The organism is Pseudoalteromonas sp. Angola-30, from assembly GCF_028599215.1.
In the GTDB taxonomy this organism is placed as follows: domain Bacteria; phylum Pseudomonadota; class Gammaproteobacteria; order Enterobacterales; family Alteromonadaceae; genus Pseudoalteromonas; species Pseudoalteromonas atlantica.
Map to the genome: position 1 here is coordinate 156,449 of NZ_JAQREI010000004.1, position 15,449 is coordinate 171,897.

The 15,449-nt window shown below is 41.2% G+C and carries 10 protein-coding genes; 9 read left to right on the forward strand and 1 reads right to left on the reverse strand.

Annotated features, from left to right (window positions below; all coding sequences use genetic code 11):
* Window position 1 precedes the first annotated feature (1 nt).
* Window positions 2–730: a tyrosine-protein phosphatase gene (locus PSH54_RS07825; RefSeq protein ID WP_273605869.1), complete on the forward strand. Its 729-nt coding sequence runs from the start codon at window positions 2–4 to the stop codon at window positions 728–730.
* A complete protein-coding gene (locus PSH54_RS07830) occupies window positions 723–1,418 on the forward strand; it encodes a VpsP family polysaccharide biosynthesis protein (RefSeq protein ID WP_273605870.1) in 696 nt (231 codons plus the stop codon). Before PSH54_RS07825 ends, PSH54_RS07830 begins: the two co-directional genes overlap by 8 nt.
* Before the next feature lie 695 nt (window positions 1,419–2,113).
* On the opposite strand, the gene rsmF is transcribed toward PSH54_RS07830, so the two are convergent.
* Window positions 2,114–3,565 (reverse strand): 16S rRNA (cytosine(1407)-C(5))-methyltransferase RsmF, encoded by a 1,452-nt coding sequence (gene rsmF / locus PSH54_RS07835; protein ID WP_273605871.1) that lies wholly within the window; start codon window positions 3,563–3,565, stop codon window positions 2,114–2,116.
* Between the two features lie 265 nt (window positions 3,566–3,830).
* Between rsmF and PSH54_RS07840 the strand changes: the two genes are divergently transcribed.
* From PSH54_RS07840 to PSH54_RS07870, 7 genes are all read left to right on the forward strand, one after another.
* The gene (locus PSH54_RS07840; RefSeq protein WP_024032638.1) at window positions 3,831–4,517 is read left to right on the forward strand and encodes a GntR family transcriptional regulator; all 687 of its coding nucleotides are present in this window, start codon (window positions 3,831–3,833) and stop codon (window positions 4,515–4,517) included.
* A 269-nt stretch (window positions 4,518–4,786) separates the two neighbouring features.
* Complete coding sequence (gene prpB / locus PSH54_RS07845) at window positions 4,787–5,665, forward strand: methylisocitrate lyase (protein ID WP_055253209.1); 879 nt, start codon at window positions 4,787–4,789, stop codon at window positions 5,663–5,665.
* A gap of 47 nt (window positions 5,666–5,712) precedes the next feature.
* A complete protein-coding gene (gene prpC / locus PSH54_RS07850; protein WP_273605872.1) occupies window positions 5,713–6,840 on the forward strand; it encodes a bifunctional 2-methylcitrate synthase/citrate synthase in 1,128 nt (375 codons plus the stop codon).
* Window positions 6,841–6,956: 116 nt separating this feature from the next.
* Window positions 6,957–9,566: a Fe/S-dependent 2-methylisocitrate dehydratase AcnD gene (gene acnD / locus PSH54_RS07855; RefSeq protein ID WP_273605873.1), complete on the forward strand. Its 2,610-nt coding sequence runs from the start codon at window positions 6,957–6,959 to the stop codon at window positions 9,564–9,566.
* A 12-nt stretch (window positions 9,567–9,578) separates the two neighbouring features.
* Window positions 9,579–10,745: a 2-methylaconitate cis-trans isomerase PrpF gene (prpF, locus tag PSH54_RS07860; protein ID WP_273605874.1), complete on the forward strand. Its 1,167-nt coding sequence runs from the start codon at window positions 9,579–9,581 to the stop codon at window positions 10,743–10,745.
* Window positions 10,746–11,268: 523 nt separating this feature from the next.
* On the forward strand, window positions 11,269–14,292 hold the full coding sequence (locus PSH54_RS07865; RefSeq protein ID WP_273605875.1) for a hypothetical protein: 3,024 nt from the start codon (window positions 11,269–11,271) through the stop codon (window positions 14,290–14,292).
* Between the two features lie 64 nt (window positions 14,293–14,356).
* A complete protein-coding gene (locus PSH54_RS07870; protein WP_273605876.1) occupies window positions 14,357–15,448 on the forward strand; it encodes a hypothetical protein in 1,092 nt (363 codons plus the stop codon).
* Window position 15,449: the final 1 nt, after the last annotated feature.

Consider the following 15,449-nt stretch of genomic DNA (forward strand, 5'->3'; position numbering starts at 1 on the left):
TATGTTTGATATTCATTCACACATTTTGCCTGGTATTGATGATGGCGCTAAAGACTTGTCTGAGTCTTTAGCGTTATTAAAAATGGCGCAAAATGATGGGATAACACACATGGTAGCAACCCCACATATTCATATAGGCCGATTTAATAACTCAGCAAAAGCACTTAATAATGACATAGATGTTTTAAAGCGAGAGGCTTTCAATGTAGGTATTAATTTAAAGCTTGCAGTAGCTGCTGAGGTTAGGCTCGATATTGAATTAATGGCGTTAATCATGTCTGACCAATTGCCCTTTATTGGGGCTTCTGGCTCAACTAATTACTTATTACTAGAGCTACCTCATTCGCATGTACCGCAAGGTTACGACAAGTTTATAAATTGGTTATCTAATCGAAATATAAAAGTGATAGTACCTCATCCTGAACGTAACAGAGATATTCAAGCAAATCCTTTCTACATAGAGCGCTTAAAACAATTAGGTTGTGATTTTCAATTAACAGCCTCAAGTATAGAAGGGGCTTGGGGTGATACTGCAAAAGCAATTAGTATTGATATGTTACAAAAAGGATTGGTTAGTTATGTTGCCTCTGATGCCCATTCAGTTAAACGTAGGCCTCCAATATTAAGCAATGCAAAAAAGTTAGTTGCAGATTTAATTGGTGAGTTTGAGGCAGAAAAATTATTTGTTACCAATCCACAGCGTTTAACAGAGTCTTTGTTTGATGAATGATTTAAAAAAGCTAACTCAAATAACTTTACTAGCAATTATTACATTATTTATTAGTTACGAGAGCATACAAAGTATGCGTGCTAATGCATGGTATTTTAATGCATTAAATACGCTGAAACAGTCTCGTGCTTTAATAACTCCTCAAGAGCTAAACCTGGCAAACGAGGCAATAACACTCGCCACACAACTTGAGCCTCTCCAAGCGCATTATTGGCAGCTAAGTGCGTACATAAAAATGCTTAGCCTAACTAAAAATAATGTAAACGTTGAAAGCGCTCCTAAAGTATATGAGCAAGTAGAGTCTTCTCTTTTAAATTCGTTAAAGTACAGGACATCGTGGGCCGAAACATGGATAGACTTAGCTAAAGTAACAAGTTATCAAGAGGGACCAAGTGATCGTGTAATTGGTTATATTCAGCAGGCTAAAAAAGCAGGCCCTTTTAAAATAGATGTTCATTTAGGTGTTATTGAAATAGCGCTTGTTAACTGGCAGCAACTCCCTCCAAAATATAAAGCTTTGTATGTTAGCGAGCTTAGGCTTGCAGCCAAGCATGGTTATAAGTTTTCACGTGCGTTTGAGATAGCTAAACAAGTAGATGCATTGCCTATTTTATGTTTATCTCTTAAGTTTGGCGCGCAGTTTGAATCTGCCAGAAATAGCTGGATGTTTAAAAAACATTGTAATTAGTTTTTATAAACCTAGTTTTTGTATGTATTTGAACTCTTTTTACTTAATCACTAGTTAACTTCTCTAAAGCGCAGCGCCTCTAAACCTCTTTGTGAATATTTAACTAATTTTTAATAGCTTGCGTGAGCAAGCTTCACGTCTACAAGTAAAACCCATATCTACACCTTCGCAGTAGATGTAGAGCATGCTCACGTGAAAAGCGAAAGCTTTTAATTGCTAAAATAAAACACTGCTCACAAAGAGAAGCAAATGAGGAGTAAATGAGAAGACACAACCAATCGATACATTTTACTTTTTTGTTACTACTCTAAAGCGGAGCGTCTCTAAACCTCTTTGTGATTTAAATAACTAAAATTTCACTGAGAGAAATAAATGAGAATACATAACCAATCTAAACATTTTACTTTGTTGGTCAGTCCTCTAAAGCGCAGTATGTCTAACTATCTTTAAACAAATCACTTAACCTAGTTGCATAAAAAACCCAGAGCCATTGTATAAGCTCTGGGCTACAAATGGCTCTTAGTTGAGCCTTGCGCTAACTAAATACACTTTCGCAATTCTTAGGGAGAAGAAGAAAGTACCTTTAATTGTAGTTAACTAATTTGCAAAACTCTAAATTTTGTTTGTTTATTAACCGTAAATGATAACAAAGACTTAATAATATTGTGCACAGGTTACCCTTTGTGTTGAGTGCTTTATGCCCAGCTTATTAACTGGGTATTTTGCACAAGATCGCGTGGCAAAGAGTTTTTGATCTTATTTTTTTGCCATTTGCCTAGTCCTATCGGGCAGCCACATAAGGTTAGTACTACTTCGCCGCTGGCTTTTGTAACGTCTTCTAGGCGTATATCTTTACCATTAAAGTAGTCGTTTGCTTGCTCGTTTGTTAAAGCATACATATTGCTTTTGCATTCATTACCAAACACGGTAGCAAACTCGTGAGTTAGCCTTACTCCGTTTTTATGAATAATACCTAGTTGAATACCTAAACGTGCGTATTTTATTTTGTTTTGAACGGCTTCAAAACCATCAGGAAATAACCACAGTTCTTTATCGCGCTGCATTAACTTACCTGGCAGCGTTTTTAAGCCAAACTGTTTTTTAAGCTCGCTCATAAAAGAGCTGGTTTGTTTTTTATCAAACTCGTTAAACGGAAACGCACCTTTTTTAACGCTTTGGGTTGGGTTATTGCAGCTTGCGAGTTTTTTAAACTTAGCGATAAAAAAACCTTCACTGTCGAATGTTTGCGGCCACACATGTAAATAGCCCTCGGCGGTTGTGGCTTTTTCTGCCCCTTTAAATAAATCACTTAGCGATTGCGGCTCAATGTAGTCGCCAAATTCATTCAGTAGGTAGTTGCATACTTGTTGGTTTTCGAGCGGGGTAAGCGTACAGGTTGAATACACCAGCGTACCGCCTGGTTTTAATGCGTAAAAAGCGCTTTTTATTAAATCTTTTTGAACTTGAGCAATTTCTATATTTGATTCTATTGACCAGTTTTTAAGTGCATCGGCATCTTTACGTACGGTACCTTCGCCAGAGCAGGGTGCATCAAGTAAAATGCTATCAAAGCATTCAAACATATAGTTACCAAATATGACGCCATCAAAGTGCGAGAGCGCACAGTTACCAACGCCCATACGCTTAAGCGTAGCGCTAAGTACTTTTAAGCGTGATGACGAAAGCTCGTTGGCAACAAGTACGCCTTGGTTATTCATTATTGCGGCAAGTTGCGAAGTTTTAGAGCCAGGCGCTGATGCCATATCAAGTACGTAATTATCTTGTAAATCTGAGTTTTCAATACTTTGTTTTAGTGCCATAGGCGGCAGCATTGAGCTTGCCTCTTGCACGTACATGGCGCCGCTTAAATGTAAGTCGGTATTGCCTAATGTTAAGTTTTGCTCTTCATCGCTTGGGCGTTCTAGCCAAAAACCCTCACTACACCAAGGTATGGGTGTAAGTTGCCAGTTTTTTTGCTCTGCACGGTGTTTAAATTCAGCAACGCTAATTTTTAATGTATTTACACGAATAGATTTTCTGAGAGGGCGACGGCACGCGTTTATAAAGTCGTCTAAATTTAGGTGCGCAGGTAAATAGGTTTTTACGTCGTCAATAAAATGCTCAGGAATAAAAGTGTTGGCGTTCACGCGTTGGCTCGTACATTAAAAAATAAAGCGCGATATTAGCACTTTTAACGCACTATTTCAGTGTTAAATAGCGGCTTTATAATTTATTGGTGTGTCGACACATTGTGTTTTTAGTTTAACTTTAAAGCAATTTTATACGACTTTAGATTAACAGTGTCGACAATGAGTGTGTTTTTTACTCATTTTCACCCTAGGTGGGGTTGACATGTTTTTTTATTAAGCACATAGTTAACCCATCAATTGTCGACAATTTATTTATAAAGCCATGACGCAACCTTTTTTAAACGATACACCTATTACTACAGCATCTGACCAAGTGTTTGTTGATATGCGCCGTGAAATAGTAGAAGGCAGCATACAGCAGGGTAGCAAAATATCGGAGCCTGAGCTTGCAAAGCGCTACGGTGTAAGCCGTGCGACGCTTAGAGAAGCACTTAATCGCTTAGAAAGCTGTTACTTAGTGGAGCGTAAAGCCAATGTAGGTTGCCGAGTAGTGGCGCTAACCGCAGAGCGTTTAATTGAAGTGTACCAAGTACGCAGCTCGCTTGAAGGCTTAGCATGTAGGCTTGCTGCCGACAATATGGCAGCTGACGAAGTTAAAGGCTTAAAGCAATTACTTAATCAGCATTTGCAAACGCAGCGTGTTAAAGAGGGGGAGTCGTACTATCAAGAAGCGGGCGATTTAGACTTTCACTATCGCATTATTAAAGGCAGTAAAAACGCCCATTTAATCCATTTGTTATGTAACGAGCTTTACCAATTAATACGTATGTACCGTGTACAAATGGGCATGGTAGGTCCGCGCGTATCAAAAGCGTTTGACGAGCACTTAGCTATTATTAACGCGATAGAAAACCACGATGGTGAACTTGCCGAAATGCTGATGAAACGACACATCAGCGCATCGCAAGCAAATATTCAAACCAAATTTGATGTATACCAATCAATATGAGTATTCGAACAATTTAACTGATTAAATCGCTCTATAACGTCGTTAAGAATTTTTTATTTAGAACCACTAAACATAAAAATTATTGCCTAGTTACAGAACGATTTTCTTAGCGTTAAATAGACCTCATACACATACAGATTGGTATTTGTCATAAACAAAAACTTTATAAAAGCTAATAGCTAAAAGCTAGTAACAGTTAAACAGTCACAATGTAAGATCAAAAATATAAGTTACTCCATGTAGCAACCGTTCAAAGTGAGGAGAAAATAATGTCAGCAGGATTAAAATTTAAACAGGCCATTGCGAATAACCGCCCATTACAAGTAGTGGGTACTATTAATGCCTACACAGCCATGATGGCTGAAAAAATGGGCCACCAAGCTATTTATCTCTCAGGTGCCGGTGTTGCGAACGCCTCTTACGGTATGCCCGATTTAGGCATGACCAGCCTTGATAATGTACTTGAAGATATTCGCCGTATTACTGGTGCCAGCGATTTACCACTACTGGTAGATGCCGATACAGGCTGGGGCGGGGCGTTTAATATTGCGCGTACCGTTAAAGAAATGACCAAAGCAGGCGCAGCGGGTTTTCATATTGAAGACCAAGTGGCACAAAAGCGTTGCGGTCATCGCCCTAATAAAGAAATTGTAAGCCAAGGTGAAATGGTTGACCGCATTAAAGCCGCGGTTGATGCAAAAACCGATAGTGATTTTTACATTATGGCGCGTACCGATGCGTTTCAAAAAGAAGGTTTAAGCGCCGCGATTGACCGCGCAGCTGCGTGTGTTGAAGCGGGCGCAGACGCTATTTTTGCAGAAGCCGTGCACGACCTTGCCGACTACCAAGCATTTGCAAAGGCGATTAATGTACCAATTTTAGCTAATATTACAGAGTTTGGCCAAACGCCTATTTACACCAAAGAGCAGTTAAGTGAAGTAGGTGTAGAAATGGTGCTTTATCCACTTAGCGCCTTTAGAGCAATGAATAAAGCTGCGCTTAATGTGTACTCTGCCATTTTAAATGAAGGTTCGCAGCAAAGCGAAATTGAGAACATGCAAACACGCGCCGAGCTTTACGAATTTTTAGATTACCACACATACGAAAACACACTCGATAACCTTTTTTCATCAAAATCTGACAAATAATAACTATTAAAATAGATAACACACACAAATTTAGATAGGAGAAGATCATGGTAGATAAAGCATTAGGTGGAGCAGGTTTACGCGGGCAAGTTGCAGGGCAAACCGCATTATGTACAGTAGGGCAAACAGGCTCAGGTTTAACGTATTGTGGGTACGATATTAGCGAACTTGCCGAAAAAGCACAGTTTGAAGAAGTGTCTTTTTTACTTTCACGCGGCGAGCTACCAACAGCCAATGAACTAGCCGAGTATAAAGCTAAATTAAAAAGCTTACGCGGCCTGCCAGATGCACTAAAAACCGTGCTTGAAAATATTCCTAAAGACGCGCATCCAATGGATGTTATGCGTACCGGTTGCTCTATGCTGGGTAACCTAGAAATGGAACTTGATTTTAGCCAAGCAAACGATGCGATTGACCGTATGGTTGCAGTGTTCCCAAGTATTATTTGTTACTGGTATCGCTTTACTCACGATGGCGTGCGTATTGAAACACAAACTGATGACGACTCAGTGGGCGCGCATTTTTTAACCCTATTACACGACAAAGCACCCAGCGAGCTTTTTGCGCAAGTAATGAATGTGTCGCTAATTTTATACGCAGAGCATGAATTTAATGCCTCTACGTTTACGGGGCGTGTATGTGCATCAACGCTTTCTGATATTCATTCTTGTGTAACGGGCGCTATTGGTACGCTACGTGGGCCACTGCATGGTGGTGCAAACGAAGCTGCTATGGATATGATTCAAGGCTTTACAAGTGCAGAGCACGCCGAGCAAGAAATTATGGGTATGCTAGAGCGCAAAGATAAAATAATGGGCTTTGGCCACGCTATTTACCGTGAGTCAGACCCACGTAACGTTATTATTAAAAAGTTCTCTGAAAAACTAGCTAAAGAGGTGGGCGATGATGTGCTTTACACTGTGTCGGTTAGGTGTGAAGAAGTTATGTGGCGCGAGAAAAAACTGTTTTGTAATGCCGATTTTTTCCATGCATCGGCGTATCACTTTATGGGGATCCCAACTAAGTTATTTACGCCAATATTTGTAATGAGCCGTGTTACCGGCTGGACGGCACATGTTAAAGAGCAGCGCGCTAATAACCGTATTATTCGCCCAAGTGCAGATTACACAGGGCCAGAGGCACGTAGCTACACGCCAATTGAATCAAGAGGCTAATTAGTTACACATAATACCAATCCGTAACAATACTTAATTAAGCGGATTGGTATAGGGTGAGCAATACGCTCACCTCTTGCCTTTTATTTCCCGTCACCTATTAGCGAACAGATATTATGACCATAATTAATAACACCCAATACCGAAAACCATTGCCCGGCTCAAATGTGGATTACTACGATTCGCAAGAAGCCGTTGATGCAATAAAGCCTGGTGCTTATGCCACATTGCCTTACACATCACGCGTACTTGCCGAAAACTTAGTGCGCCGCTGTGAGCCTGATATGCTAACCGATGCGCTTAATCAGCTTATTGAGCGTAAGCAAGATTTAGACTTTCCGTGGTATCCGGCGCGCGTAGTGTGCCACGATATTTTAGGCCAAACTGCTTTAGTTGATTTAGCAGGCCTGCGCGACGCCATTGCCGCAAAAGGTGGTGATCCAGCAAAAGTAAACCCGGTTGTGCCTACACAGCTAATTGTTGATCACTCATTAGCGGTTGAGCATGCAGGCTTTGACCCTGAAGCGTTTGAAAAAAACCGTGCAATAGAAGATAGACGCAACGACGACCGTTTTCATTTTATAAACTGGACTAAAACCGCCTTTAAAAATATTGATGTTATTCCGCCTGGTAACGGCATTATGCATCAAATTAACCTTGAAAAAATGTCGCCTGTTATTCAAAACCGCGATGGCATTGCATTCCCCGATACCTTAGTAGGTACCGACAGCCACACCCCGCATGTGGATGCACTTGGCGTAATTGCTGTAGGTGTTGGTGGGCTTGAAGCCGAAAGCGTAATGCTTGGCCGCGCCTCTTACATGCGCTTGCCTGATATAGTAGGAGTTGAGCTTACAGGCACTCGCCAGCCTGGGATTACCGCAACCGATATAGTGCTGGCTATTACCGAATTTTTACGCGCTCAGCGTGTCGTATCGACCTATTTAGAATTTTACGGCGAAGGCGCTGATGCACTAACCCTTGGCGACAGAGCAACGATTTCAAACATGACACCAGAATTTGGTGCCACTGCTGCAATGTTTTATATAGATGATAAAACAATCGATTATTTGCGTTTAACAGGGCGTGATGAAGAGCAAATAGCGCTTGTAGAAAACTACGCTAAAACGGCAGGCCTTTGGAGCGATAGTTTAAAAACCGCAAAATATGAGCGGGTGCTTAAATTTGATTTATCAAGCGTTGGACGCAATATTGCTGGGCCTTCAAACCCACACCGTCGTGTATCCACCAGCGATTTAGCCAAAGAAGGTATATCTGGTGTTGTTGAAAACGAAGAAGGCTTAATGCCAGATGGCGCCTGTATTATTGCTGCTATTACCAGTTGTACTAACACCAGTAATCCGCGCAACGTAATTGCTGCCGGCTTACTTGCGCGTAATGCAAATGCCAAAGGTTTAATGCGTAAACCCTGGGTTAAAACGTCATTAGCACCGGGTTCAAAAGCGGTGCAATCATACCTAGAAGAAGCAAAATTACTCCCTGAACTTGAAAAACTTGGCTTTGGTATTGTTGGTTTTGCTTGTACTACCTGTAACGGCATGAGTGGCGCGCTTGACCCTGTAATTCAACAAGAAGTGATAGATCGCGACTTATACGCAACAGCGGTACTTTCGGGCAACCGTAACTTTGATGGGCGTATACATCCGTATGCTAAGCAAGCCTTTTTAGCGTCACCGCCATTAGTGGTGGCTTACGCTATTGCCGGTACTATTCGTTTTGATATTGAAAAAGGTGTACTAGGGAAAGATCAAAATGGTAACGACATAACGCTAAAAGATTTATGGCCAAGCGATGAAGAAATAGATGAAGTAATCAAACAAAGTGTAAAGCCAGAGCAATTTAAAAAAGTGTACGAACCTATGTTCGATTTAACCGTAGATTACGGTGAAGACAACGACCCGCTATACAATTGGCGCGAGCAAAGTACCTATATTCGCCGCCCGCCATACTGGGAAGGTGCCCTTGCAGGTGAGCGAACCATGACCGGCATGCGCGCACTTGCTGTACTTGGCGATAACATTACAACGGATCATTTATCGCCTTCAAACGCTATTATGGCAAGCAGTGCCGCAGGTGAATACTTAACTAAAATGAATGTTCCTGAAGAGGATTTTAACTCGTACGCAACGCACCGAGGCGATCACTTAACAGCGCAGCGCGCTACATTTGCAAACCCTAAATTGTTAAACGAAATGGTGCGTGATGAAAACGGCGAAGTTAAACAAGGTTCATACGCACGATTAGAGCCACAAGGTACTAACACACGTATGTGGGAAGCAATCGAAGCTTATATGCAGCGTAAACAACCTCTTATTATTGTAGCCGGCGCCGATTATGGTCAAGGCTCATCGCGTGATTGGGCTGCAAAAGGGGTAAGGCTTGCAGGCGTTGAGGTTATAGCTGCAGAGGGCTTTGAGCGTATTCACCGTACTAACTTAATTGGTATGGGTGTTTTACCGCTTGAATTTAAACCGGGCACTACCCGTAAAACGCTTAACATTGATGGCAGCGAAAGCTTTGATGTAAAAGGTGAGCCAACACCAGGTGAAGCGCTTGATTTAGTGATTACACGTAAAAACGGTGAGGTTCTAACAGTACCTATGAAATGCAGATTGGATACCCAAGAAGAACTTTCTATTTATGCCGCTGGTGGTGTATTACAGCGCTTTGCGCAAGACTTTTTAGAAGCTACGCAATCAGCATAAGGGGCGTACATTATGTTTAAACCACAAATTAAAGTGCCAGCAACTTATATGCGCGGCGGCACCAGTAAAGGTGTATTTTTTAAGTTAACCGACTTACCCAAACCTGCCCAAGTGGCAGGTGAGGCACGCGACAATTTACTGTTACGCATAATTGGTAGCCCCGACCCATATGGCAAACAAACCGATGGAATGGGCGGTGCAACATCAAGTACTAGTAAAACGGTTATTTTAAGTAAAAGCGAGCAACCTAACCACGATGTGGATTATTTATTTGGCCAAGTGGCAATAGATAAACCTTTTATAGATTGGAGCGGCAATTGCGGTAATTTAACCAGCGCAGTAGGTGCGTTTGCTATAACGAACGGCTTAGTTGATAAAAGCAAAGTCCCCTATAACGGTGTAGCCGTGGTGCGTGTATGGCAGGCCAATATTAAAAAAAGCATTTTAGTTCATGTGCCTATCACCAATGGCGAAGTACAAGAAACTGGCGATTTTGAACTTGATGGCGTGACCTTTGCTGCTGCTGAGGTAAAGCTAGAGTTTTTAAACCCCGCCGATGGTGAAGGGGCGTTATTCCCAACAGGCAATGTAGTAGATGACTTAGAAGTACCAGGTGTTGGTACTCTAAAAGCCACTATGATAAACGCGGGTATTCCTACTGTATTTATTAATGCCGCGGATATTGGCTATAGTGGCACTGAGCTGCAAAGCGATATTAATAACGATACTGACGCACTTAAAAAGCTTGAAACTATTCGTGCCTATGGCGCAGTCAAAATGGGGTTAATAGCTAATATTAACGAGGCGCAAACACGCCAACATACACCTAAAGTAGCCTTTGTGGCAGCGCCATTAGATTATAACGCGTCAAGTGGTAAGTTTATTGAAGCTACAACAATTGATTTATTAGTACGTGCTATGTCTATGGGCAAGCTTCATCACGCTATGATGGGCACAGCTGCAGTCGCTATTGGCGCAGCCGCCGCTATTGAAGGTACGCTTGTTAATGTGGCCGCAGGTGGCGGGACATTAAACGAAGTTAACTTTGGCCACCCCTCTGGCACGCTAAAAGTAGGCGCAGAAGCTAAAAAAATAGCTGGAGATTGGCAAGTAACAAAAGCAAGTATGAGCCGCAGTGCTCGTGTGCTTATGGAGGGCGTAGTTAGGGCTTTGCAGTAAGCTGATTTTAACGTTTTATATTGAGTCATTAACGCTACCCCTAGTGTTATTGACTCTTAAAATGTTTAGTTTTAAAACTAAACAAAGTAAACATTGTGTTTAAGAATTCCCCTTCCAAAAAGCCTACAAAACTAATTCTTTTTCATTATATCAGCACTTAGATGGTTTTTTTTTAACGTATCTGACGCATTTACTTGAAGAATATTATTAACAAACTAAATTAAATGTAATATTCACTTAATATAGTGGATATATGGTACGCCAGAGCGATGCTTCTTAATGGTTTTAACATATGTTATTGAAAAATAGTAAAGCCTATGAAGAAGCGTCGTTTAAATTTAGGTAAAAAATTGTACTTAAAAAGTATAAAAATGTAGCAAAAACTCATTGCTTAATGTTACTTTAATCAATAAGTAACAAAGGTTGTTATTGTGTGTCTGTTTATGTTTTTTTGTAAACTTTCACACGTATATTTAATAAAATAATTTTCTGATACTCATTGCAGGCTATCAAGGAGAAATAAATGGCACAGCGTATGACTAAAATTACCCCAATTGCAGCATCTGTTGCACTTACACTAGGTTTAGCGGGTTGTGGTTCAGACAACGACAGAAACACTTACGTTCCTCCAGTTGAATCTGTTACTTCATCTGATGACGCTCAATTTAACGTAGAAATAACAGGTAAAGCTGTTAAAGGTGCAATGAAAGGTGCCGTTGTTAGCGTGATGACACTTGATGGAACAGGGCAAAGTGTTCCAGTTGCATTTAGATTAGAAGCATCAGCAGAAGCTGAAACGTTTACCGGCGAAGCAACTTCTCAAGATGCGGCAGATGCTGCAGTAGAAGCTAGCAAAATAGCAGGTAACCCAGATGCGCTAGTAACCGGCGATAATGGTAGCTACAGCATTTACCTTGAAGATGACTTTACAGGCCCTGTATATATTACAGTGACTACTGCTGAAGAAGGCGATGATAGCTTCTTACGTTGTGATGCTTACGTTGGTTGTGGAACTTACGATGATGCGCCAGAAGCAGATGATGTAAATGATGGCGATACTAACATTGAGTTTGGTGAATGGTACAAAGCCGACTTAGAGCTTTCTGTTGTTAAATATGTAGCTGCAGCAGAAGCCGACTCATCTGATACGAGCGGCGCAGCAGGCGATGCAAACGTAGCACGTTCGTTTAAAGCGAATGTAACCTTTTTAACTACGCTGGTTGCTCAAGCTCTACTTGAAGCCGAAGGTGAAGTTGACGCTGATGCTATTGCATCAACAAGCTTAAATACAGTGATCCAAGTTTTTGGACCAGATGCAGCGGTATTATTGTCAGCGCTTATTGGTGACTTATCAAACGGTGGTGCAGTAGATTTAAGTGATGTAGACGGTGAAGAAAGCCTTTCACAAGGCGTGTTGATGATTGCGCAGCTGTCGTCTTCGGTTCAAGGTTTACCATCGATTTCTGATACTATAGCGAGCATTAAAGCTGGTATTGCAGCAGGTACATTAAGTACAACTGATATTGCAGCAACCTTACAAACAGCCGTTTCTAGTACTGCAAGCGTGTTTGTAGCTATTGCAACGGGTGATGAAGATGCAATTAAAGCGGCATTAGAAGCAGCCTACTTAGCAAATAACCCTAATGCATCAGCTGCTGAGATTAATGCATTTGCAGAAAACTCTGCTGGTATTGCTGCTAAAGCAAAAGAAGCAAAAGACAACGCAGTTAAAAATGGCGCAGCAACCGATGCAGAGCTGGCAGAACTTGCAGGTACTGTGCAAGAAGCTCTAGAAGAGCTGGGTTGTACTGGCGATGAGTGTGTTGCAGGCGATGACTTTTTTGCAGATTTAGCAGTTGCGTTATCAGCGCAAATTGATGCATCTTCTACTGAACTTTCTGCTCTTCAAACATCTATAGATACTGCTGAAGAAATGCTTGCTGATGTTGAAGAAATGGGTGATGCCGTAACTGACGCAGCTACTGCAATTGAATTTGTTGCGGCTGTAGCTGCACTTGAAAATGAAGCTGAAGCAGCGGATTTATCAACGGCAACAAATAAGGTTTATGTGCAAGCACAAGGCTATGTTAGCACTGCGACTTTATTAGTAGCTCAAAGCTCTGACTACCAAGGCATACTAGATACTGCAATTGATTTAAAAGACGCTGCTTTAGAAGAAGTAGAAAACGTAAGCACATACGATTTAGCACTTGCGCAGTTAGTACTTGATGCAGAAGCCGCTATTACTGAGTATGAGATTGAAGTAGAAGCCGCTAAAGAAATTGCTTTGAATACTGCAGATGTTGCAGATGAAAAGAAAGCCGCTGCTGATACAGCAGAAGCCGCTTCAACAAGTGCACTTGCTGATGCGCAAGCTGCTGTTGACTCGGGTGACGATGCACAAGCAACTGTTGAATTAGTTGATGCTGCGGTAATTGCGGCGTCAGATTTTTCTGCTGCTGTAGATGCACTAGAGCTTGCGATTGAACAAGCACTAGAAGCAGCAACTGAATATGAAGCTGTAGCAGTAACTGAAGCTGATATGGCTGAAGCTGCAGATTTAGTTGAAAGTGCAGAAATGATGGCCGAAGCTGCTGAAACTCAGGCTGAACTTGCAAACGAGCAACTTGTAACTGCGCTTAGCCTTCAAGCAGAAGCAGAGCTGGCGGTTGCAACGGCATCTGTTAAAGAAACATCAGAATCTCTTTCTACAATGACAGTATTAACAAGTACCGGTGGAGATGCACTTTACGACACAGCTGAAGTGTTATTTGATGTATTTGAAGAGCTTGCCGATATGGGTAACTCTGGTGAAGGTACTTCAACAACGCATACTGAATGGGAATACGACTACAGCTTAGACGATTTAACGCTAATGCTTACAAACTCGACTACAGATAGCATGATCACAGCGTCTGCAGCGTATCAAGATAACCAATTGGTTGTTGCTTGGGGCGGTATGCTAAATACCGAAACCGATGCAACTGTTGAGCTTGTTACAGGTGATGTAGCCGCAGATGCACTTGAAGAGTGTCAAGCATTTGCTGATGGTACAATTACTGACTCTACGCAAATTGATTCGTGTTTAGTATTTACGTTTGACGGTGATGTGAGTGCAGATACCGTTGATGACGCTGAGCTTACGATGACGCAAGCGTGGAACCGTGTTGAAATTATGGACGGTGACTCAGACTTTATGGGGACACTTAACTTAAGCGGCATGGAAGAGACAGACATGGCTATGCTAGAACTAGCAGGTATGTCTGGCGACTTAGACTTTAGCGTTATGTCTGAAGTGGATAGCAGTGGTGATGAAGACATGACCATGCTTGAAATTAAAGTAAATGGCGACGCTGCAATGGGTTACACGCTGTCTATGTCGGGTACTGAATCAGCTGGTTACATGGGCGATGTTAAAGCTATGTACGATGGCATGATGATGACCTTTGGTACAGCAACTAAGGTAACAAATGGTGTTTCAATTACTTACATTGATGATGAAGTAATTGATTACACAGATGTGACTTTAATTGACTCATCTAACTAATACTTAAACTATAAAAGGGAAAAGCTGTGTGCTTTTCCCTTTTTTTATAGAAAGCGATTAAATTATGAAAAAAAAAATTCTCTTGTTAGGATTTTCAACTGCAATACTTTCACCTCTAGCTTCTGCAAATAATCAATTTCAAATATTCACTCACTTTGACGCCGAAATTTACACTGAGGCACAGCCAGTACAAGCATTTGTAGATGATTTTGACGAGCCTATTAAGTCTGGCGACAGTGCATTTACTTATAATATTTTTGAGATTGGCGTGGGTTACAACAATTTTAAAGTTGGTTTGCAGAGCCGTTATGACTACGTACTTAATTTTGATCCCGATACTGCACTTTATACTTATTTAGAAAAAAACGATTTACCCTTTGAAGAACGTTTTTACACGTATCAGCTAAATGCTAAGCAAGTGACCTCTAATGGGGTGTTTGTTTCATACGATTTTAAATTTTTAGATAAAAACGCGCTAACTATTACACCAAAAGTGTCTGTTTTTGCCAGTACACATTTTCAAGATGCCTCTGTAGATGGGCGAGTGTTTAGTGACGATGTAGAAGGCAGCATTACTGCTGATTATAATTTTTCGAAAGATATTTTATTTAAAAAATTTACTCCCTCGCAAAACCCTGAAGGCCTAGGCTATAGCTTAGATATTTTTGCTGATTGGCAAGTAAATGACGATTTAAAAGTAGGGCTAAGTGTAAAAGATCTGCTTTATAAAACTGACTTTGATGATACCGGCGCGGTAAAAGGGCAAACAACAGAAATCCCTTTCAGTGAAGATGAGAGTGGTAATGTTACCTCTACGCCGACTGTTTCTCTTCAAACATCTGCTTTTGGTAATACCCAGTCACACACACTTGATATGGAAATGCGTATTACCGCCTTTGCCGATTATCGAATCAACCGCCGGTATTCAACGGCGCTTACAATCAAGCAGTACGACGAAGATACATTTAGTCAGCTAAAAGGGCGTATTCATTTTTGGGATCATTGGAAGGTACAAGCTGGTTATGAAACAAAAAGTGAGGCGTTTTTAGTCGGTATTGAAAACGAGTACTTTGGTCTTAATTTACAAACCGACAGCTTAGATTTAGATAAAGCTTATTATGCGAATGTAAATTGGTACATGAACATTAAGTTTTAAG

What these genes read in the sequence shown, in the direction of transcription:
- PSH54_RS07825 (WP_273605869.1), top strand. Translation starts at nt 2, where the DNA reads ATGTTTGATATTCATTCACACATTTTGCCTGGTATTGATGATGGCGCT.
- prpB (WP_055253209.1), top strand. Translation starts at nt 4,787, where the DNA reads ATGTCAGCAGGATTAAAATTTAAACAGGCCATTGCGAATAACCGCCCA.
- acnD (WP_273605873.1), top strand. Translation starts at nt 6,957, where the DNA reads ATGACCATAATTAATAACACCCAATACCGAAAACCATTGCCCGGCTCA.
- PSH54_RS07840 (WP_024032638.1), top strand. Translation starts at nt 3,831, where the DNA reads ATGACGCAACCTTTTTTAAACGATACACCTATTACTACAGCATCTGAC.
- PSH54_RS07830 (WP_273605870.1), top strand. Translation starts at nt 723, where the DNA reads ATGAATGATTTAAAAAAGCTAACTCAAATAACTTTACTAGCAATTATT.
- PSH54_RS07865 (WP_273605875.1), top strand. Translation starts at nt 11,269, where the DNA reads ATGGCACAGCGTATGACTAAAATTACCCCAATTGCAGCATCTGTTGCA.
- prpF (WP_273605874.1), top strand. Translation starts at nt 9,579, where the DNA reads ATGTTTAAACCACAAATTAAAGTGCCAGCAACTTATATGCGCGGCGGC.
- PSH54_RS07870 (WP_273605876.1), top strand. Translation starts at nt 14,357, where the DNA reads ATGAAAAAAAAAATTCTCTTGTTAGGATTTTCAACTGCAATACTTTCA.
- prpC (WP_273605872.1), top strand. Translation starts at nt 5,713, where the DNA reads ATGGTAGATAAAGCATTAGGTGGAGCAGGTTTACGCGGGCAAGTTGCA.